The sequence below is a fragment of the Vibrio viridaestus genome (genome assembly GCF_003856525.1).
Lineage (GTDB): Bacteria > Pseudomonadota > Gammaproteobacteria > Enterobacterales > Vibrionaceae > Vibrio > Vibrio viridaestus.
In genome coordinates, this window is record NZ_RJVQ01000013.1 from 1 (window position 1) to 21,804 (window position 21,804).

Here is a 21,804-nt window from a genome sequence, read left to right on the forward strand (position 1 = left end):
AGCGGTTGCCGTGATTTCCATCATCGTACTACTGCTGGTTTAGGGAGGCCTTCATGATTAATCAACATCCAAAACGTTCTGACGAACCGGTATGGTGGGGTCTGTTTGGTGCCGGTGGTACTTGGTTTGCCATGATTTCACCAGTGACTATTTTAGTACTGGGTATCTTGGGTCCTTTGGGTATCATTGACGCAGATGCATTTAGCTATGAAAGAGCGGCACATTTTGCAACAAACTTCATTGGTGCAATCTTCGTGATTTTAACCTTAGCACTACCGATGTGGCATGCAATGCACCGTGTTCACCACGGCATGCATGACCTGAAACTTCATACTGGTGCTGCTGGCAAAATTATTTGTTACGGAATCGCTGGAGTTGTTACTGCTTTAGGCGTGATCTTTGTATTCATGATCTAATAAGCGATCGCTGATAAAAGTAAAAGGCTGAACCTACAAGTTCAGCCTTTTTTATTTTCATTGTGACAATGTCAGTTATTAAGACAGAGACAACGCATTACTTAACGCGGCTAACATACTCACCAGAACGAGTATCAACACGAATCACTTCACCAATTTGAATGAACAGAGGAACACGAACAACCGCGCCCGTAGTCAGTGTCGCTGGTTTACCGCCAGTTCCCTGCGTATCGCCTTTTAAGCCTGGGTCGGTTTCAACAATTTCAAGCTCAACAAAGTTTGGTGGAGTCACGCTGATTGGGTTACCATTCCACAAAGTTAGCATGCAAGTGTTGTTTTCTACCAACCACTTAGCATTTTCACCGATCGCTTTTGCATCAGCAGCTAATTGTTCGAATGTTTCATTGTTCATAAAGTGGTAGAATTCGCCATCGTTATATAGATAATCTAGGTCGATATCCATTACGTCTGCAGTTTCAACGGTATCACCAGATTTGAACGTTTTTTCTAGTACTTTACCAGAAAGCAGTTTACGGATTTTAACACGGTTAAATGCTTGTCCTTTACCTGGTTTCACATACTCATTTTCGAGAATGGAACAAGGCTCGTTATCAAGCATAATTTTTAAACCGCCTTTAAATTCATTCGTGCTAACAGTAGCCATTTTTTCCTCTTACATTCTTCGAGTTAAATTCAATGTCGGACATAATAACCCGAAAATTAGATTCTGTTGAGCAAAACTGGCTCAAACAACTAACGAATGCGATCTCAGATCCTCATTTACTTCTTAACTACCTGAATATCGATCCGCAACCATGGGAAAAGGGCTTTACCGCGAAAAAGTTATTTTCTCAAAGAGTACCTCTTAGCTTTATCGATAGGATGGAGAAAGGAAACCCCAACGATCCTTTACTACGCCAAGTATTGCCTGTTTTAGAGGAGTTTGACCTACACGATGGGTATTCCATTGATCCATTAGATGAACATGAAACTGAACAACCCGGATTACTCCATAAATATAAGAATCGTGTATTACTCATTCTAAAAGCCGGATGCGCAATCAACTGTCGTTATTGTTTTCGTCGTCATTTTCCTTATCAGGAAAATAAAGGCAGTAAATCGGTATGGGCTGAGAATATCGACTACATCCATCAACATAACGAAATTAATGAAGTCATTTTGTCTGGAGGCGATCCTTTAATGGCAAAAGATCACGAGTTGATGTGGTTTATGGAACAAATTGAAGCGATTGAACACGTTAAAACATTACGGATTCACACTCGTCTTCCTGTGGTCATCCCCGACAGAATTACAGACGCCTTGATCAATTTACTCGCGAATTCAAGGCTGAATATTGTATTGGTCTCTCATATAAACCATGCTAATGAAATAAATCAGGAACTGAATCTTGCGTTTACCAAGCTGAAAAACGCTCGGGTAACACTTTTAAATCAGGCCGTTCTATTAAAAGGGGTCAACGATAGTGTCACGGCGCAAGTGGCTCTGAGTGAGGCCCTATTTTCTTGTGGTATCTTGCCCTATTATCTTAATGTATTGGACAAAGTTCAGGGCGCCGCACACTTTTATGTGTCAGATGTGCATGCAAAAGAGATTATGGCGGGTTTGATTAAAGAGGTCTCTGGCTACCTTGTTCCACAGCTCACTAGGGAGATTGGTGGTCGCGCAAGTAAAATACCTCTAGACCTAAACCTTGAGTAAAAAAACTAATCGTGACGACCAAAAGCGGGATTAGAAGCAATTTTCAGTCACCGTATACTACAGCGCCAAAATATCAGGAGAATAGAATGAGCAATTTAACTGAGTGGTTCAATATCGATCCGTTTAGCTGGGTTGGCTTGCTGACTTGTGCGTTTAATGGGCTGTTAATTGGCTTTGAAAGGCAAACCCGAGGCAAACCTGTCGGTATCCGAACATCCATTTTAATTGTGTCCGGAACTTACTTTTTCATCGCATTAGCGGTATCTCTATCTCCAAACACTCTAGATCAATCAAGGGTTTTGGGACAATTAATTACCGGTGTAGGCTTTCTAGGTGCTGGTGTAATGATGACACAGGATGGCAAGATACATGGAGTGACATCTGCTGCAGTGATCTGGGTACTTGCCGCCATTGGTTTAATGATAGGGCTTGGACATGAGCATCAATCAATGATAATCACCGTGTTAGTCTTAGCTGTACTTTATGGTGTCGATAAAGTCGAAAACTCTTTTCAAAGTCTTCGACGCGGAGTTCATCAACGCTTTCGTCGCCGTTAGCAGTTAAATTATACCTCGGGATCATGACTGATTACAGGAAGATACCCGCCCTCAGCATTAGGAATAAAGTCGATATAATGGCGAATAGCACTTAGCTGATCTTCTTTATGATGAGTGACATACAATAAGTGGCTTAAGTTGAACTGAGCCACTTTATTGACGACCTTCATAACTAATTGACGACTTAGGTAATCTAACCCCTGATAAGGTTCATCAAGAATAAGTAGAGCGGGTCGTTTAATCAGTGCGCGAGCTATAAGTAATAGCCTTTGCTGACCATACTCAAGCGATGTAAAACTCTTTTTCCTATCCGCTTCCATTCCGAGAACAGCTAGCCATTGCTGAGCGATGATAACTTGCTTTGCCGACGGCTTCTCGTAAAGACCAATAGAGTCATAAAATCCAGAAAGCAAAACATCTATCGCACTGCATCCAACACGATATTGCAAATGCAGAGCTGATGACACAATACCGATCTTTTTCTTAACATCCCAAATGGATTCTCCGCCACCTCGTTGGAATCCAAGAACCTGAATATCATTGCAGTAACATTGCGGATGATCACCTGTGATTAGCCCAAGTAATGTGCTTTTTCCACAACCATTTGGCCCTCTGATCTGCCAATGTTGCCCAGATTCAATTGTCCAGTTCAGGTCTTTAAAAATAAGGCCATCGGTGTACTCAACCTTAATATTGGTCATAGTTAACAAAGGGGATTCAATCTCAGGTTGTTCATCATACTGATTAATTAATTCAACGTATTCTGCGCTTTTTTGCTCGGATAACGTATTAAGCTGACGAACGACAGGATGATCATGCCACTCTTGGGATGTCATGGTCTGCGATAGCGATACACCTTCAAACAACGCAATATTCGTTAGACACGCTGGCAACTCCTCCACACGAGAAGCTAACACAATAAGTTGGCACTGATTAGATAATTGTCTGAGAACGTCTTTCAACATCGCTCGATTATTGACATCTAAGCCGGCATAAGGTTCTTCTAGGAAAAGGAGCTGCGGTTCTAAAGCAATAGCGCGAGCAAGCATCACTCGTCTGGTTTCCCCAGTCGATAGCTGGCGGAAACCGCGCTCTTTGAGAGAGCTTAAATTAAGGAGATCAATCAGGTGATCCGCTTTTTCCTCACTGCAACCTACACCTCTAATGAGTTCAGTAACCGTCGAACCGTAATCAATAAAGTTTTGTAGGTCAGTTTCATCTTTAGCAATTTCTTCCTCAAGTAATTTTTGCTGCTCACTCAGAGAAACAAACCCAATTTTCTCAGGTAGTGCTTCTATATGCCCCAACTTGCCACGAAACAGAGCTTCAAGTGGTTTCACTACCGTACCTTGAGTAACAAAAATTCCCCAATGCTGATCTTGAGAAATTGACCAATCTTGAATAACTAGCTCTGTAAGTTTCAATCCTTGAATGTTCATTAGAATGCCTGAAATGATGTTGATGTGAGGGATACATGATACGGAAATAGAGATTAAGTACCAAGCAACAAAAACTTATTGGTTATGAGAGATAGGACTATCTGAGGATGACGCAATGAGATATCCGCCTTGTCGATTTCGTTTCACCTCATACATCAGTTTGTCGGCCAATTCGATCAGTACAGAGATATCATAACCACAAACGGAAGAGGTTGAGACACCAATACTTGCACCGACAGTGACTTTAATTTCTTGGCTAATTTCGATTTCACTAGTAAAGATAGACTGAATGGCTTCAATCATCATTTCCAACATATCTTCATTCGGTAAGAGTAAGGAAATAATAAATTCGTCTCCCCCCCATCGAATAACGGTATGATCAATGGTCACCACACTGCGAAGTCGGGATGATAACTCTTTGAGTACAATGTCTCCGGCCTCATGACCATAAAGATCATTGACTGGTTTGAACTTATTTAAATCAATCAACACCAGTGCAAAACATGACTTTTGCTTTCTTGCCGCATCAAGTTGGTGAGTAAATCGGACTTCAGCACCGCGCCGATTGAGTAACCCGGTTAATGGGTCGTGTGACGCATTATATTCAAAAGTCTGCTCTTTTTTAGCTCGGTCTGAAATATCATACACCACCATCTCAACATATTGCTCTTGATGCTCCCCCTCAATAAACGAAAACAGCGCTCTTACCCAGATATCATCCATACTGGAGACTTTAAAATCGCGAAAAATATTTTGGTGATTTTTACGCACTAGCATCAGTATGTGCAATATTTCATCACTGTTTTCAAATGCCTTGTCGACAGTAACATTACCCAAATATATGGATTCATATACGTCACCAAAAATAGCCGAAAATGACTCATTTGCGAGAAAGACTTTATTATCGGAAGTTAACAGTGCAATGCCCGCAAGAGAATTATCGAAAATCATACGAAACTGCTTTTCAAGTAAAGCGATTCGCTCACTTTTTTCCTTATCGATTGCATAAGAATCATGGATTTTTTCAATCATGATATTCATATTTTTAGCTAGGAAACCAAACTCATCAGAAGAAGATAACGATATTTTTTGTTGAGAGCTTGTTTTGCCAATTTGAATAGAGTGAATTTGTTTAACCAGAGATCGAATTGGAGTCGCAACCAAAATACGAAACAAGACCATAATCAGAAATAAAATTGTTGAGATGAAGACTAACTCCCAAATAACACGCTCTTGACCTTTCTTCTGTGCCTGAGATTCGATATCGCTATAATTGATATACACATCCAATACACCCACATCTTCTTTACCAAAAGGCGCCTGCAATGCGATTTGAATACAATTATCTTCATCGCCAATGAGCCCCTTACTTAACACATAACCGGACGTCATTGAGAAGGTAACACCACTCACCTCAGGAACAGTCACAATCCCTGAAATAATTTCTTGTGCTAGCTGTGTATCACTTAGGTAGGCAGCAATAGCGGCGTTCTTTTGTACAACTTGAACAAGTTGATGGACTTTAAGCTCAGCAGCAGACAACGCATTTTGATAAGCGTATTTATAACTAATAAAACTACCAATAGGAATAAGCAGAAGGCAGACTAGAAAAAGCCAGCTTAATATTTTTAACTCTAGGCGCTGGCTAATCCACTTGAATAGAAAAAATGACTTTAACATCGGCATTTACATCCTGCTCTGGTACATAACCTATTGCATTTGGGTTACTCGTAACCAATTGCATCACATCATGTTCGTTAGAGACCTGCATTGGCGGTGTGGCCCTGCCGCTAAACATTAGTCTTGCCCAGTAAGCATTCACTTCTGGTAGCGTCATATTAACTAAGAAATCATAGAAATACTGACGCATTTCTGAGTTTCCTGGCGCATCAATCTTGAGAGCAGCGCGACCATCGGAAAAATACTGGGTTCGCCCCATATACATATCCGTTAGTTGTCTCTGCGTTATCGATGACAGCGGGTTTTGCTTATTCACAACTACAACTAGCCTTTCACTCCATGCATAGCTTGAAGTGAAGGAGAGTAATAGCATTAACAAAAAGACGCTTTTTTTTCTCATATGATGCTAAAAAATAAAGTTAAGGCTAAGCGTAAACACATCCACATTCTGCTTGGGCGTGTCATCCGTTGAACGAGACCACAAGAGAGCCTCCCCTTGTTTTACAAAGCTCCTATCCCATTGAAATTTGATTGCTAGCTGATTGGTAATATCCCAGCGACTACCCAAGCTCACAGTTGATTGGTGGCTATCTACAACATTAAAAATTTGCTGAATGTTAGAATTTACTCCAGAGGGTATTTGATAAACATCGTCAGTCGTTTGCCCATGAGATAAAAATCCGAATAGAGAGTACTCTCCTATCCTATGACTCACCCCCATATAGGCAGCAAAATAGGAAAGAAAAAGAGAGGCATCAGATTGGAGATACGAGGCTTCGCTCATTAATGTCCAGTTGTCAAATCGGTACTGAACTCCAGCCGAATAATAATTTACGCTGTAGTTGTTTAAGTCAAGGTTATCCAGTGTTTCAGCTATTGCGGGGCTGGCACTGTATGGTTCTAGTAATCCCTGAACATATTCAACATCTCGGTTGTAGAAACCATCAAATTCACTATGTGAGAAAGATAACCTTGCGAGCACCCCGTTAGATTCATAGCGGGCTGCGATACCGATAATAGGCGCTAATTTAAACGTCACTGGGGATGATTGAGCCTGATAATCATTACTTGAATAACCACCAAATAACTTTAATTCTAAGGATGAATTACTCAAATAAAAGCGACGAGCGAGCTCTGCACCGTCAAAGGAATAGATTGGAATTTGACTGTAAAACTCCGTAGGAGGACGAACCCAGTCGTAAGCATAGGCAACAGCTCCAAAACTTCCAATCAACGTGCTATCAAAAGCCACTCTACCCACGCGAACATTCCAAAGGTCAGAAGAGCGGTAGGTTAAATATGCCCATTCAACGCTCGAGTCGAGATCATTATTGATTCTATCCCGTCCAACGAATTGTAGGGTTGCATCTAAGGAGTCAGTAAGCTGGGAGTCTAGTTGTAACCCAATTAGCGAATCTGGCTTCCAACTCCATCCGGTTTTCCCATCTTGAGCCAGACTGCTACGAAAACCCAAACTATCTGAATCAGAATACGATTCAGAGATCGAACCAAATCCACTCAGTCTAATCTTATCCCCAAAACCAATTGCTTCAGCACTCATAGAAAACATACTAAGAAAAATACAGGATAGACTGCAGAGACCTTTCATCCACTTCGTTTGTTGTTGGTTAGTTGACATTGTTCACCGACCCAATCATTACTTCGTATACTTTACCTACCGAAAATCCCAAGGATAGATTACTTTAACTAACACTAATATTCTAACCATAATTACAACGCGTTGACTTAGCCATTAAAGTATATTTCATTAATAATCATAGCAATAATGATGCAAAACAAAAAAAAACGGAGACCGAAGTCTCCGTTTTTTGTTCTATAACGTAAATCACGCTATTACATCATACCAGGCATGCCGCCCATTCCGCCCATATCAGGCATAGAAGGCGTATCGTCTTTTGGTAATTCAGTAACCATCGCTTCTGTTGTGATCATAAGACCTGCAACTGATGCTGCGAATTGTAATGCGCTACGAGTTACCTTTGTTGGATCCAGGATACCAAACTCGATCATATCGCCGTACTCACCAGTCGCCGCGTTGTAACCGTAGTTACCTTCGCCGTTATTTTTAACGCCGTTAGCAACAACTGACTCTTCATCACCAGCGTTAGTCGCGATTTGACGAATAGGAGACTCCATTGCACGTAGTGCAACACGGATACCCACGTTTTGATCTTCGTTATCACCAGTCAGGTTAGTTACTTTTGACGCTGCGCGAATAAGAGCAACACCACCACCAGCAACAACGCCTTCTTCTACAGCAGCACGTGTTGCGTGAAGTGCATCTTCAACACGGTCTTTCTTCTCTTTCATTTCAACTTCAGTTGCTGCGCCAACTTTAATTACCGCAACACCGCCAGCAAGTTTAGCGACACGTTCCTGAAGCTTTTCTTTGTCGTAATCGGAGTTAGATTCTTCGATTTGTTGACGAATTTGACCAACACGAGCTTCGATTGAAGCTTGCTCACCAGCACCATCGATAACAGTTGTGTTTTCTTTAGTGATAGTCACGCGTTTCGCCTGACCAAGATCATCCAAAGTTGCTTTTTCTAGCTCTAGACCAATCTCTTCAGAAATAACCGTACCACCAGTTAGGATTGCGATATCCTGAAGCATTGCTTTACGACGGTCACCGAAACCAGGAGCTTTTACAGCCGCCGCTTTCACGATACCACGCATGTTGTTCACAACAAGTGTCGCCAGAGCTTCACCTTCAACATCTTCAGCAATGATTAGAAGAGGACGAGATGCTTTCGCAACAGCTTCAAGTACTGGAAGCAGTTCGCGAATATTAGAAATTTTCTTATCGATAAGAAGAATAAATGGGCTATCTAAATCAACAGAACCAGCTTCCTGGTTATTGATGAAGTAAGGTGATAGATAACCACGGTCAAACTGCATGCCTTCAACAACATCTAATTCGTCTTGAAGTGCTTGACCTTCTTCAACAGTAATAACGCCATCACGGCCTACTTTTTCCATTGCTTCAGCAATGATTTTACCGACGCTAGTGTCAGAGTTAGCAGAAATAGTACCAACTTGTTCAATGGCTTTTGAATCTGTACATGGAACAGACAGCGCCTTTAGCTCTTCAACAGCAGCAGCAACCGCTTTATCGATACCACGCTTAAGATCCATTGGGTTCATACCTGCAGCAACGGCTTTCAAACCTTCATTTACGATCGCTTGAGCTAAAACTGTTGCTGTAGTCGTACCGTCACCAGCGGCATCATTTGCCTGAGACGCTACTTCTTTAACCATTTGAGCACCCATGTTTTCGAATTTATCTTCTAATTCGATTTCACGAGCAACAGACACACCATCTTTAGTAATAGTTGGAGCGCCGAAAGATTTGTCTAAAACGACGTTACGACCTTTAGGGCCAAGAGTAACTTTAACCGCGTTAGCTAGAATATTTACACCCGCAAGCATTTTTACGCGAGCATCATTTCCAAATTTGACTTCTTTAGCAGCCATCTGTTATTTCCTTTTCACAATTCTTTGTTTATAAGGTCATTATGAGCAAAAATCACTCAACGATTGCTTTCTTACTCAACGATAGCAAGGATATCGCCTTCAGAAAGGATCAACACATCTTTGCCATCAATCTTTTCAGACTTGGTACCATAGCCTTCAGCGAAGATAACAGTATCACCTACTTTTACATCCAATGGCTGAACAGAACCGTTTTCAAGAATACGGCCTTTACCAACCGCTAGAACTTTACCACGTGTTGATTTTTCAGCTGCAGAACCAGTTAGTACGATACCACCAGCCGACTTTGATTCAACTTCTTGACGTTCAACGATAACTCGGTCATGCAATGGACGAATATTCATCTGTCGCCTCTCCTGATTAAATTTTATCCGTTTCAGTTAATGTTAATGAAATGAGCAATTAATTAATTGCTCGTGCTGATAATGTGGGGGAGAAAAATGAATATCCAAGGGGGGAGTCGAAGAAAAATATGATTATTTTTACAAAAAATGATCAATTAAACGTTTTCACACGCTAAGAAAAGTTCTCGAATCTAAGTTAGTCAACTGTTTACTTTATAAACTAGACTAGGAATAATATTGTCGAGCAGAGGAGAACGAATGAAAACGGCGGATAAAATACTCCACATCATAAAAAAGGAAGGTACTGTCACTGCAAAGCAATTAGCTGAACAGTTTAGTATTACAACAATGGGTGCACGTCAGCATCTTCAGTCATTAGAAGATGATGGCTTACTTAAGTTTTATGATGTAAAAGTTAAGGTGGGTAGACCCACCCGACACTGGACTCTAACAGCCCAAGGACATGAACACTTTGTTGATCGTCACAGCGAATTAACTGTACAGATGATCGACGCGGTTGAGACTGTATTTGGCAGCGATGGATTAAAGAAGATCGCCGAAGAGCGAGAAGTTCAAACGTTGCATGCCTATCAAAAGGCTCTTGAAGGTTCCTCTTCCCTAGTCGACAAACTGAATATTCTAGTCGAACTCAGAGAAAAAGAAGGCTATATGGTGGAACTCGAAGCGGTGGATAACGGTTTTTTACTCATAGAGAATCACTGCCCGATATGCCGAGCAGCCACTCGCTGTCCTGCATTATGTCAATCAGAGCTGCATATTTTTCAGACATTACTGAAAGGCCAATGCACCGTAGAAAGAAAAGACCATATCGTGTCTGGTCAGAGACGCTGTACTTATCAAATCCGCCCCACGCTAACGTCTCAAAAGTAAGATTGCGTTGTAATATCCCTTCATCCTGTGATTAGTTACTATAATGTTAGTAGTGTTCAATTTATAATCAGTTTGATTGTTATGCAGGAGAATAATTATGAGCGCACTACCTTCTTTTGATGAACTGGTTGATTTAGCGAAAGAAAACCCAGAAGCCTTCAATATTTTAAAGCAGGACATCTGCGAAGAGGCCATTATGTCTGCTTCTGTAGCCATGCAGGATCGTCTTTGGGCACAGCAAAGTTATATCGACCGACTGGTTGGATCCTGCAAAAACCCGGTTCACTCAAATATCAAACTTATGCAAGAATTAGCAAAACAAATGCATAAATTTCAATCAGCTCTCTCTCAAAAGCCTGGTGACCATATACAAAATAACGCCGAAATTATCCCATTTCGTAGCCACAGATAAGAGAAATTCTGTTTTAAATTAACAACAATTCAGAGAACATTGTGTGCAAATTTGCGAAAATAGAGCGGCTCCATATCACGAATATTTACGGTGAGTGATTCTATGTGAACGGCATTTTTCGCTAAAATCTGAATAAGCTTTTCTGCAAGGCGGCCTTTTTCTTCGTCAGTTCTTCCTTTCAATAGTTCGACCGTTACATGGATAAAATCTTCCCTATCCTGATGCTCTCCAATTAACCACTGATTCAACCGGAAGGCTCTGGATTTAATGGATGAAATCTCAAAAAGTTCACTATCCATCATCCCCTGATGTAACTCTTCTAGTAGCAGCTGAACATTAGTTCGCTCATCGACCGAGTTAGTGTATTCCATAATTAGATTTGGCATACCGTTTCCTTACCGATTTACGGATTTTTTATTATTTATTGCAGTACTCTCGCGATGAGATCTTTGTCAAACTCTGCAATCCGAGAAAGACATGACAAGTATCATGATTTACTTGTTCTTATCTGATATATTCAGGAGCATTCGATTTTATTTATATATTAACTGAATATGGAGATATTCCTATGCGTCGTCCTGTAGTTATGGGTAACTGGAAATTAAACGGTAGCAAAGCAATGGTTAAAGACCTTATTAGTGGTCTTGATGCTGAACTTAAAGGTGTACAAGGTGTTGATGTTGCAGTTGCTCCACCAGCAGTATATCTAGATCTAGCAGAACGCGTTATCGCTGAAGGTAAAGAAAAAATCATCCTTGGTGCGCAAGACGTTGATCTGAAAAACAGCGGTGCGTTCACTGGTGATAACTCTCCAGAAATGTATAAAGAGTTTGGTGTTACTCACGTAATCATCGGTCACTCAGAGCGTCGTGATTACCACAGCGAATCTGATCAATACGTTGCGAAAAAATTTGCATTCCTAAAAGAAAATGGTCTGGTTCCAGTTCTATGTATCGGTGAATCTGAAGCACAAAACGAAGCTGGTGAAACTGAAGCAGTATGTGCTCGTCAGATCAATGCTGTTATTGATCTTCTTGGTGTTGAAGCGTTCAATGGCGCAATCATCGCTTATGAGCCAATCTGGGCGATTGGTACTGGTAAAGCGGCAACTGCTGATGATGCACAACGTATTCACGCATCAATTCGTGGTGTTATTGCAGCTAAAGATGCAGCAGTAGCAGAGCAAGTCATTATCCAATACGGCGGTTCTGTTAAACCAGAAAACGCTGCAACTTACTTCGCACAACCAGACATCGACGGTGCTCTAGTTGGTGGCGCATCTTTAGATGCTAAAAGCTTCGCTGCGATTGTTAAAGCGGCTGCTGAAGCATAAGTTTCATTGTGATTTATCAATCAATATAACGTCAAGGGTCAGCTCTATGCTGGCCCTTTCATTTCGACTCGATTACTACTGGTCGCTAACGAATTAATACCGTATCCTTGACGTCCATTTCCCCATAAATAATTACGCACGAGATTGAATGCACGATAAACATGGTTTATTAACCGATCCCATTTCTGATGTTTTGCGTCGCATGACGATTCCCATGACATTAGGCATGATCGCTATTCTCATGTTTAACCTCGTCGATACCTTCTTTATCTCCTTGTTAGGAACAGAGGCGCTTGCCGCCGTTAGCTATACCTTCCCTATCACATTCGGGATTAACTGTATTACGATGGGCATTGGTGTCGGTCTTTCAATTCACATAGGCAAGCTCTTAGGGCAAGGCGATGGACATCGAGCGGCGATCTTCGCGACCCACGGCATTATACTCGCTCTGCTACTAGTAAGTGTAACTTCGGCTCTGGGCATTTCCTGTTTAACGCCTCTATTTTCATTATTGGGTGCGCCAGCGCATTTACTCCCACTAATTAATGACTACATGTTTATCTGGTACTTGGCGATTCCTTTACTGGTTTTACCTATGACGGGGAACAGTGCTATTCGGGCAACTGGCAACACCAAGACGCCTGCTCAGATAATGGTATTCTCAGGATTCATCAATGGCGCATTGGATCCTTTGCTGATCTTTGGTTACGGCCCATTTCCTGAATTGGGTATACAAGGTGCAGCGATAGCGAGTGCGATTAGCTGGTTATTTGGCTTACTTGCGTCGCTTTACGTATTAACGATAAAAGAAAAACGTCTCGCAAGGCCATCAATCAGTACAGTCGTATCCGACTGGAAAGCGGTATTGAGCGTAGGAACACCTGCAGCCCTATCTACTGCAATGAATCCTATCTCAGGAGCTGTACTCATGACCTTACTCTCCACCTTTGGGACGTCTGCGGTAGCGGCTTATGGGGCAGCGCAAAGAGTTGAATCGATTCTCTTACTGGTCCTGATGTCTCTCACCTCTGCGCTCACTCCATTTTTAGCCCAAAACCTTGGGGCGAAGAATTATCAAAGAACCTTTTCCGGCCTCTTTCTTAGTATGCGTTTTGCCATCATATTTCAATTTTTCATTTTTCTAATGATGGTCCCAATCAGCTCACCACTCGCACATTTATTCTCTCAGGAACCGACCGTTAAACATCTGCTGTGGCAATATCTGATCATTGTACCTATCAGCTATGGTTTTCAGGGAATAATCATGATGCTGGTTTCTGCAATGAATGCGTTTCACAAACCACTGCAGGCGTTTCTGTGGAATTTCATGCGTCTGTTTGCTTTTGTATTACCCGGTGCTTGGATTGGCAGTTCTTACTTAGGGATTGAAGGGCTATTTATCGGAATTGCAGTTGGAAACATAATCGGTGGCATATTAGGCTATATGAACGCACTTAGACTTAGAAAGGAAAAGCAGATCACCGATATAGAATAATACCGGTGATACTCATTGCGAGAATGGGACTACTCTTCGTCGTCTTCGGTTTCTTCTTCATCCAGATCAGGATTTAGAGGCTCTTGAGATAAAATAATGCCCGTGCTATCAGCATATAAGTAGTCTTCAGGAAGAAACGTTACGCCACCAAAATTCACGGGGATATCTACTTCACCGATATTCTGAGCTACTGCACCAACAGGAATCGATGCAAGAGCCTGAATACCAATATTCATCTCTTCCAACTCATCGAGTTCTCTCACAGAACCGTAAACTACGATACCTTCCCACTCGTTCTCTTCCGCGAGTGCAGCGATTTCCGCATCTACCAGTGCTCTTCGCAGTGAACCACCACCATCAACCAATAGAACGCGTCCAAGTCCATCTTGCTCTAGAGTCTCTCTGATGATGCCGTTGTCTTCAAAACACTTAACCGTTGTCACCTGCCCAGCAAATGACGCTCGACCGCCAAAATTGCTAAACATTGGTTCCACAACATCCACTTGATCTAAATAAATATCACAAAGCGCTGAAGTATTATATTCCATAGCCATCATTCTCTATTGGTAGGTGTATAAACGAGTATATCCGTAGATTACGTCATTGCAATGACAAAACTCAATTAACTCAACAGAGTTTGAGCTATAACTACCCCAACAAACAAAAGGTTAGTCATTACAGAGCATTTCACTATTGCTGGAAGCATTGGCGCAATATGAACCGGCTGAGTTGCAGCTTTTACTGCCAGAGCATGCCGGGTCACGATAATAATACTGATTGCAAAGGGTAGGTTTACCCAATTAAAACCTGTTTGGGCACATAGATATGTTCCGAATGCGATCAACGCACCAGCTAGCAGAACAAAATGATAACGCTTGGCCCAACTTTGCCCTAGTCTGACGGCAACGGTTCTCTTCCCACAAACCTGATCATTTTCAATATCACGCATATTGTTGACATTCAGCACCGCAACCGCGAGTAAACCACAGCCAACAGAAGGGAGAAGTAATTCAAAGGACACTGTTCCTGTATGAAGGAAATAGGTGCCGTATACTCCGAGCAAGCCAAAGAAAATAAACACCGATAGATCCCCAAGACCTACATAGCCGTATGGTTTATTACCCATCGTATAGGCAACGGCTGCCAACATGGCAAGCACACCCAGTCCAATGAAAGCGAGAATGCTTTCAAGACTATCCAATGCGATGAAAATTAAGCACAAGCCAGACAACACGGTTAGCACCACATTGATCCATATGGCCTGCTTCATGTCTTTAAGAGATACCTGACCAGACTGAATCGCTCGCATGGGACCAAGACGAGACTCATTGTCAGTTCCTTTAACAGCATCTCCATAGTCGTTTGCCAAATTAGACAAAATCTGCAACAGCGTCGCTGTTACGAAAGCGAGCACGGCAACAATCCATGAGAATGTTCCCATGGAATAGGCCAATGCGCTGCCCGTAAATATTGAAACGAGTGCAAGAGGCAATGTTTTGGGTCTGGCTGCATCGAACCAGATAGCAAGCGATCTATTCATTATTTGAAAAACTTTAATGACAAGAGTGCCAGTATACGCTGAAATGTTACATAATAAAAAGCCCGCATTCTTATGCGGGCTATTTATTAAAGTTACTAAAGGATGAAACGACTTAGATCTTCGTCTTCAATCAATTCACCCAAACGCTCCTTGACATAAGAGGCATTGACGGTCATTGCTTCTCCCGACTTTTCAGAAGCTTGGTAAGAAATCTCATCCATCAATCGTTCCATAACCGTATGAAGGCGACGAGCACCGATATTTTCGGTGGTTTCGTTCACTCGCCATGCCGCATTCGCAATCTGTTCAATACCATCTTCAGTAAATTCAACATCAACGCCTTCAGTTTTCATTAACGCCACATACTGTTCGGTTAATGATGCCTTAGGTTCCGTAAGGATTCGTTTAAAATCACTGCTGGTAAGAGCATCAAGCTCAACACGAATAGGCAAACGCCCCTGAAGTTCTGGAATCAGATCAGACGGTTTCGCCACCTGAAATGCGCCAGAGGCAATAAATAGAATATGGTCAGTACGAACCATACCGTGCTTGGTTTGTACCGTACTACCTTCAATAAGAGGCAGCAAGTCACGCTGAACTCCTTCACGTGACACATCAGGACCAGAAGACTCTCCACGTTTACAGATTTTATCGATTTCATCGATAAACACGATACCGTTATTCTCTACATTGAAGATAGCTTGGTCTTTCAACTCATCATGATTCACCAATTTCGCAGCTTCTTCTTCAACAAGCGCTTTCATGGCATCTTTTATTTTCAGCTTACGCTTCTTCTTCGTGTCGCCAGCTAGATTTTGGAACATACCCTGTAGCTGATTGGTCATTTCTTCCATACCTGGAGGAGCCATTATCTCCACACCCATTTGTGGTGCTGCTACATCGATTTCTATTTCTTTATCGTCCAACTTGCCTTCACGTAGTTTTTTACGAAATACCTGACGAGTGTGAGATGAATCTTCTGACTTTTCATCCTGTCCCCAGGCATCTCGTGCAGGAGGAAGCAATGCGTCTAATACACGTTCTTCAGCTAATTCCTCTGCGCGAAATTTCACTTTTTCCATTGCCTGATGTTTCGTCATTTTGACTGCGACTTCAGTCAAATCACGAATGATCGTTTCAACTTCCTTCCCGACATAACCAACTTCGGTAAACTTAGTTGCCTCTACCTTCATGAATGGCGCATTTGCTAACTTCGCAAGACGGCGGGCTATTTCAGTTTTACCAACCCCGGTAGGACCGATCATCAGAATATTTTTGGGCGTAACTTCGACACGCAAGCTCTCGTCAAGCTGCATACGACGCCAGCGGTTACGAAGTGCAATAGCAACAGCACGCTTTGCGTTGTCTTGACCAATGATATGGCGGTTCAGTTCGTGAACTATTTCACGAGGAGTCATTTCAGACATAATGAAATCCTTAAAATCGATAATTAACGCGACTATTCGTTATCGCTTTGTGGTAGCGCAGGGACAGTGCCTTCAGGAATATCCAACTCTTCGATCGTATGAAATTGGTTGGTGAAAACACAAATATTACCTGCAATAGTCAACGCTTTTTCCGCAATTTCTTTCGCATCTAACTCAGTATTTTCAAGTAGTGCAAGCGCGGCAGCTTGAGCAAAATTACCACCGGAACCAATGGCTATAAGATCGTGTTCCGGTTGGAGAACATCGCCGTTCCCAGTGATGATAAGAGAAGCGGTTTCATCGGCTACAGCCAGGATTGCTTCAAGCTTACGTAGTGCTCGATCGCTACGCCAATCTTTTGCCAGTTCAACAGCAGCTTTTGTCAAATGCCCTTGGTGCATCTGGAGCTTGCTTTCAAATCGTTCAAACAAAGTAAACGCATCCGCGGTTCCCCCAGCGAAGCCAGCCAATACTTGGTTGTTGTACAAGCGACGCACCTTACGCGCGTTCCCTTTCATCACAGTGTTACCAAGAGAGACTTGTCCATCGCCTGCGATGACAACTTTATTTTTACGACGAACTGATACAATAGTAGTCACGAGATGACCTCTTCTGTTTGTTTCACTTAATGTGTTAAAGAGGTATATGAGGATAAAAAAAAAGGAATTCAAGCCTTATCCGACCAGAATTCCTCTTTCTTATGTCTTATTTTTGTCAATTACTGTCGTTCTTTCCAAATTGCACAAGGGTTAATTTTTGCTCGTTGTAATTTGTGCTTATCTTTCTCTGCATCACGTTTAAATTTGTATGGGCCAAGCACCACGCGATACCAGCTACTGTCTTCTTGCTTACGAATTTTGCTGGTTAAGCCCTGAAACGCGATTTTTGCTTTTCGTTCCTCAGCTTGCTCCATTGTCTTATATGCACCACACTGCATTACATAAGGGATATCCGAAACAGGAAGATCTTTAGCTGTGACTTCAATTTCTCGATTTTGCAGTATATCGACATAATCCCACTTTTCAGTCGGAGGAGGCGGTATAACCTCTTTCTTCTGCGAAGGCGCGACTGCTGGTGACGTTGTCTTAGGTACAATCACTTCATCGGGAACCGAAGGTTCGGGGTCAGGTTGACCATTCAAAGTAATCAAAAGTGTGCCAAATGCACAAACGGCAATAATAGCAAGCAGCCCGCTACGCCAAGGAAAACCTTTGCGAGGAGCTGCTTGTTTACGAGGGGCTTTCTTCTTTGGAGAACCGCCACCACGTTTTACATAATCTCGACTAGCCACGTAAAAAAGACATCCAAATAAACGATGAGTGTATGTTAAGGAACTCCAACGCTATACTCAACTACTGTTTGTTGCTTTTGTTAACGTTAAAGCTTGTCATACTAAACGAGGTGCAGCGACGCTATCGCGTACAATTAAGCGAGTCTCGAGCAAGCGAGAACCTGCTCTGACATCATGTCCTTTGAGTACCTCTAGCATCATAAGCATCGCCTGACGGCCAATTTCATATCTTGGTTGGGCCACAGTAGTCAGCGGTGGATCGCAATATTGAGAAAAGACGATGTCGTCAAAGCCAACAATCGAAATGTCTTGAGGAACACGAAAACCTAAACGCTTAGCCTCTTGAATAGCACCAATCGCCATCATATCGTTATGACAGAATATCGCAGTAGGTGGTTCAGAAAGGTTCAATAGCTTATTCATTGCAGTGGCACCAGACTTAAATGAAAAATCGCCTTCCGTCTTGTACACTGGGTTCATTGTTATCCCTGCTCGACGCAACGCCTGCATATACCCTTGGTGTCTAAAATGAACCAAAGCGGCAGATTCAGGACCCGCGATTTCGGCAACTTTTTTATGTCCCATCTGAGTCAGATAATTCACTATCTCAAAAGCAGACGTTAAATTGTCGATGTGAACTGTCGGTAACTCAAGCTCAGGATCATACTCACAAGCCATCACCATAGGTGGAAAGTTTTTCTGCTCCGCTTTACTCACATTAAACGGTAAATCAGTTCCAAGCAGCAAAATACCATCCGCTTGTTTCGTGAATACAAGGTTAACAAAGGAACTTTCACGATTACTCTGATGACTACTATCCCCCAATAAAACCAGATAACCATGTTCAACTGCGGCATCTTCAATACCACGAATAATCTCAGAGAAATAGGGATCGCTGATATCCGGGACGATAGCAACTATCGTCTTTGATTCATTACGTCTCAAATTTCTTGCCAGAGAGTTCGGTGAGTAGCCAGATTCTAAGACAGCCTCTTCAACTCGCTTTCGCGTAGATGGCGATACTTTTTCTGGATTCATCAATGCACGAGATACCGTAGCTGTAGACACACCGGCTAATTGAGCAACATCTTTCATTGTTGCCATAAATCATAACCTCTTATTTAATTTCTGAAATTCTCAAGCACTTGCAGCCATGCATGATTATCAGGAAGCTATTTAAATCTTCGTCTAGTGTAAGTCATTCTTGAGTGAAATTTTCGGTCAAAGTAACAAATTTTACATAGTAAATGTGATATTGATCGCATTCGAAACCAATACTTTCTGTACAACCGAAAATCAAGCCTCAGCACTTAATCCGTTTAAACTATTGATAAATAACTAAGATAACTCCTGAGGTTCGACATCAACAGACCATTTAACGCGCTTTGCCAAAGGAAGCAGTTCTATTGCCTGTTTAGAACTCATCAGTATTTTTTGCATACTCGAGCGAGTTTCTACCTGAAGTAATAGCTGCCAACGAAATCGTCCTGCTCTTTTACTAATTGGCGCTGGAGAAGGTCCAAGGATGAGGCACTGTTCATTAAATAGCGGATTAACCTCGAGCGTCTGGCGAACTTGACGTAAAAACTGTTCAGCGTGTTCAGATTGATTGGTCTCAGCTTTGAACAAAGTAAGATAGCTAAACGGCGGTAAAGCAGCCAGCTTTCTTTCGTTTAGCGCCGACAACGCGAATTGTCGATAATCGTGTTTCAATAAAGAAGAAAGTAATGTGTGTTCTGGGTGGTGGGTCTGCAGGATGACCTCGCCGGGTTTACTAGCGCGTCCTGCTCGACCGGATACCTGAATGTATAATTGAGCCAGCCTCTCAGCCGCTCTAAAATCACTACTATACAGCGCACTGTCAACATCAAGGATAGCCACAAGTGTTACATCAGGGAAATGGTGTCCTTTAGCTAACATTTGTGTACCAATGAGCAACTGGTGCTTGCCTTTGCGAATGTCTTCTAGCGCTTGATCAAGACTTCCCTTACGACGTGTATTATCACGGTCGATACGAATCGTACTGTATTCAGGGAATAAAATCGCCAATTGCTTTTCTAATTGCTCCGTACCCACACCAACCGTAACCATATGAGTCGAGCCACACTCACGACATTGGTGTAACACTGGCTGCTGCGAACCACAATGATGGCAACGCAACTCGCGACTAGATTGATGATATGTATAGTAAGAATCACACCGTTTACATTCTGCAATCCAACCACATTCATGACACATGAGTGCTGGAGCATAACCTCGACGATTGAGAAAGAGCATAACCTGATTCCCCCGTTGCAAATGCTCTCGCATCTTCGCGATCAGGGGGGCTGATAAACCACCGTCTAAATAAAGACCTTTAATATCCAATACATGATTTTTGGTAGGAACAGCCTGACCCGCTCTTTGAGTCAACTCCAGATGATAATATTTACCTGCCAGTGCATTTTGGAGCGTTTCGAAAGATGGCGTGGCCGACCCAAGAACGATAGGAACCTGCTCCTGACTGGCTCGCATAACTGCGATATCCCGAGCATGATAACGTAGACTATCTTGCTGCTTATATGAGGAATCATGTTCTTCATCGACAATGATCATTCCGAGCTGTTTGAACGGAGTAAACAAAGCTGAACGAGTACCAATGATAATACCAGCGTGCCCTTCTCTTGCCGCAATCCAGGCATTGAGTCGTTCGGTATCATTAAGCCCAGAGTGCATGACTGTAATAGGAACATGGAAACGCCGGCGAAAACGTTGAATCGTTTGTGGCGTAAGTCCTATCTCAGGAACCAAGACTAATACTTGCTGTTTTTTCTCCAATACTGGCAGCATCGTATTCAGATACACTTCTGTTTTACCCGAACCGGTTACACCATCCAACAAGAAACATCCAAACTGACTACAACTATTAATACTGGCTATTGCAATAGCTTGTTCCTCATTGAGGCGTGGCTTATCGTTAGCATTTTCAATTTCACTTGGCCAGGGTGCAATTTGGGGTTGCTCAGTGGTTGAACTCACCCAACCTTTTTCCTCAAGAGCACTCAGTATTGGCTTCCCAATCTCTTCTGCCAACATGGCATCGTGGGTCAAACTTCCTGATGATAATAACTGAAGAGCTTTAGCCTGTTTAATCGCTCGGCCTAAACCAGCGCTCAGTTTATTCTGTCCCTGTTCAGAGATAGTCCAGATAGTTTGAGCTTGTAACTCTGCACTTTTCCCCTTTCTCAGAGCCGTTGGCAAAGCATTGGATAATGTGTCGCCTAGCGGAAAGTGGTAATACTGGCTACACCATTTTAGAAGGGAGAAAAGGGATTCAGACCATATAGGCTGTTGATCAAGAACAGATTTAATTGGCTTTAACAGCTCAACTGAGATGTCTGATTCTGTACGCAACTCCATAGTGATACCCACCAAAGTTTGCCGACCAAATGGAACCGTCACACGTCCACCAACGATAGGAAAACAATCTGCAGGTATCAAATAATCAAACTGTTTATCGAGCGGAACAGGTAAGGCAACACGAGCGATGGAGGGTCGCATAAATTCAGTAACACCACATTTTTAGACGAAAACATAGTGTAAACGAAGGACTGATGAAATTCGAGTTCAGTCTATGGCTAAAATAACAGCAAAACAGGTTGATCCTAAACCAAGGATTCATTAATATAGCGCGCCTTAGCATTATCCCTGTGATATTGCTCTCTAGCAAAATTGTTTAACATACGTGTGGTGTCCGGCTTAGAATCG

Annotated in this window: 22 protein-coding genes; 7 read left to right on the plus strand and 15 right to left on the minus strand. The window is 42.4% G+C overall.

The window, feature by feature from the left end; genetic code table 11:
• Positions 1–53 precede the first annotated feature (53 nt).
• The gene (gene frdD / locus EES38_RS19450; protein WP_124938888.1) at positions 54–416 is read left to right on the plus strand and encodes a fumarate reductase subunit FrdD; all 363 of its coding nucleotides are present in this window, start codon (positions 54–56) and stop codon (positions 414–416) included.
• 97 nt (positions 417–513) lie between these two features.
• Here the strand turns inward: frdD and efp are convergent, their stop codons facing one another.
• Entirely contained in the window at positions 514–1,080 is a 567-nt protein-coding gene (efp, locus tag EES38_RS19455; RefSeq protein WP_124938889.1) for an elongation factor P, read from the minus strand.
• A 32-nt stretch (positions 1,081–1,112) separates the two neighbouring features.
• Here efp and epmB point away from each other — a divergent pair, with 32 nt between their 5' ends.
• Both epmB and EES38_RS19465 read left to right on the plus strand, forming a co-directional pair.
• A complete protein-coding gene (epmB, locus tag EES38_RS19460; protein ID WP_124938890.1) occupies positions 1,113–2,135 on the plus strand; it encodes an EF-P beta-lysylation protein EpmB in 1,023 nt (340 codons plus the stop codon).
• An 86-nt stretch (positions 2,136–2,221) separates the two neighbouring features.
• Complete coding sequence (locus tag EES38_RS19465) at positions 2,222–2,692, plus strand: MgtC/SapB family protein (protein ID WP_124938891.1); 471 nt, start codon at positions 2,222–2,224, stop codon at positions 2,690–2,692.
• Between the two features lie 8 nt (positions 2,693–2,700).
• Here EES38_RS19465 and EES38_RS19470 read toward each other — a convergent pair whose 3' ends face one another.
• From EES38_RS19470 to EES38_RS19495, 6 genes are all read right to left on the minus strand, one after another.
• Positions 2,701–4,131, minus strand: coding sequence for an ATP-binding cassette domain-containing protein (locus tag EES38_RS19470; RefSeq protein ID WP_124938892.1), 1,431 nt, complete (start codon positions 4,129–4,131; stop codon positions 2,701–2,703).
• A 75-nt stretch (positions 4,132–4,206) separates the two neighbouring features.
• Complete coding sequence (locus EES38_RS19475; protein WP_166434307.1) at positions 4,207–5,811, minus strand: sensor domain-containing diguanylate cyclase; 1,605 nt, start codon at positions 5,809–5,811, stop codon at positions 4,207–4,209.
• Positions 5,777–6,127 (minus strand): type 2 periplasmic-binding domain-containing protein, encoded by a 351-nt coding sequence (locus EES38_RS19480; RefSeq protein ID WP_124938894.1) that lies wholly within the window; start codon positions 6,125–6,127, stop codon positions 5,777–5,779. The genes EES38_RS19475 and EES38_RS19480 overlap by 35 nt, the downstream gene beginning before the upstream one ends.
• Before the next feature lie 90 nt (positions 6,128–6,217).
• Positions 6,218–7,372 carry a hypothetical protein gene (locus EES38_RS19485; protein WP_124938895.1) on the minus strand — a complete coding sequence of 385 codons (1,155 nt, stop codon included), beginning with the start codon at positions 7,370–7,372 and terminating at the stop codon, positions 6,218–6,220.
• A gap of 293 nt (positions 7,373–7,665) precedes the next feature.
• Positions 7,666–9,306 carry a chaperonin GroEL gene (gene groL / locus EES38_RS19490; protein WP_124938896.1) on the minus strand — a complete coding sequence of 547 codons (1,641 nt, stop codon included), beginning with the start codon at positions 9,304–9,306 and terminating at the stop codon, positions 7,666–7,668.
• Positions 9,307–9,377: 71 nt separating this feature from the next.
• On the minus strand, positions 9,378–9,668 hold the full coding sequence (locus EES38_RS19495; protein WP_124938897.1) for a co-chaperone GroES: 291 nt from the start codon (positions 9,666–9,668) through the stop codon (positions 9,378–9,380).
• A gap of 258 nt (positions 9,669–9,926) precedes the next feature.
• Between EES38_RS19495 and EES38_RS19500 the strand changes: the two genes are divergently transcribed.
• Positions 9,927–10,559, plus strand: a complete 633-nt coding sequence (locus EES38_RS19500) for a helix-turn-helix transcriptional regulator (RefSeq protein WP_124938898.1) — start codon at positions 9,927–9,929, stop codon at positions 10,557–10,559.
• 97 nt (positions 10,560–10,656) lie between these two features.
• Positions 10,657–10,971 (plus strand): DUF3135 domain-containing protein, encoded by a 315-nt coding sequence (locus EES38_RS19505; protein ID WP_124938899.1) that lies wholly within the window; start codon positions 10,657–10,659, stop codon positions 10,969–10,971.
• A gap of 29 nt (positions 10,972–11,000) precedes the next feature.
• Here the strand turns inward: EES38_RS19505 and EES38_RS19510 are convergent, their stop codons facing one another.
• Positions 11,001–11,357, minus strand: a complete 357-nt coding sequence (locus EES38_RS19510) for a 5-carboxymethyl-2-hydroxymuconate Delta-isomerase (protein ID WP_124938900.1) — start codon at positions 11,355–11,357, stop codon at positions 11,001–11,003.
• A 182-nt stretch (positions 11,358–11,539) separates the two neighbouring features.
• Here EES38_RS19510 and tpiA point away from each other — a divergent pair, with 182 nt between their 5' ends.
• Together tpiA and EES38_RS19520 are read left to right on the plus strand one after the other, a co-directional pair.
• The gene (gene tpiA, locus EES38_RS19515) at positions 11,540–12,304 is read left to right on the plus strand and encodes a triose-phosphate isomerase (RefSeq protein ID WP_124938901.1); all 765 of its coding nucleotides are present in this window, start codon (positions 11,540–11,542) and stop codon (positions 12,302–12,304) included.
• Between the two features lie 148 nt (positions 12,305–12,452).
• Entirely contained in the window at positions 12,453–13,799 is a 1,347-nt protein-coding gene (locus EES38_RS19520; protein WP_124938902.1) for an MATE family efflux transporter, read from the plus strand.
• Positions 13,800–13,828: 29 nt separating this feature from the next.
• Here EES38_RS19520 and rraA read toward each other — a convergent pair whose 3' ends face one another.
• From rraA to priA, 7 genes are all read right to left on the minus strand, one after another.
• Positions 13,829–14,347, minus strand: coding sequence for a ribonuclease E activity regulator RraA (rraA, locus tag EES38_RS19525; RefSeq protein WP_124938903.1), 519 nt, complete (start codon positions 14,345–14,347; stop codon positions 13,829–13,831).
• 74 nt (positions 14,348–14,421) lie between these two features.
• Positions 14,422–15,339, minus strand: coding sequence for a 1,4-dihydroxy-2-naphthoate polyprenyltransferase (locus EES38_RS19530; RefSeq protein ID WP_124938904.1), 918 nt, complete (start codon positions 15,337–15,339; stop codon positions 14,422–14,424).
• A 95-nt stretch (positions 15,340–15,434) separates the two neighbouring features.
• On the minus strand, positions 15,435–16,766 hold the full coding sequence (hslU, locus tag EES38_RS19535) for an ATP-dependent protease ATPase subunit HslU (protein WP_124938905.1): 1,332 nt from the start codon (positions 16,764–16,766) through the stop codon (positions 15,435–15,437).
• A 32-nt stretch (positions 16,767–16,798) separates the two neighbouring features.
• Positions 16,799–17,365, minus strand: a complete 567-nt coding sequence (hslV, locus tag EES38_RS19540; RefSeq protein ID WP_124938906.1) for an ATP-dependent protease subunit HslV — start codon at positions 17,363–17,365, stop codon at positions 16,799–16,801.
• 119 nt (positions 17,366–17,484) lie between these two features.
• Positions 17,485–18,057, minus strand: a complete 573-nt coding sequence (gene ftsN / locus EES38_RS19545) for a cell division protein FtsN (protein ID WP_124938907.1) — start codon at positions 18,055–18,057, stop codon at positions 17,485–17,487.
• A 96-nt stretch (positions 18,058–18,153) separates the two neighbouring features.
• Positions 18,154–19,161 (minus strand): DNA-binding transcriptional regulator CytR, encoded by a 1,008-nt coding sequence (gene cytR, locus EES38_RS19550; protein ID WP_124938908.1) that lies wholly within the window; start codon positions 19,159–19,161, stop codon positions 18,154–18,156.
• Between the two features lie 234 nt (positions 19,162–19,395).
• On the minus strand, positions 19,396–21,597 hold the full coding sequence (priA, locus tag EES38_RS19555) for a primosomal protein N' (protein WP_124938909.1): 2,202 nt from the start codon (positions 21,595–21,597) through the stop codon (positions 19,396–19,398).
• Between the last annotated feature and the right edge of the window lie 207 nt (positions 21,598–21,804).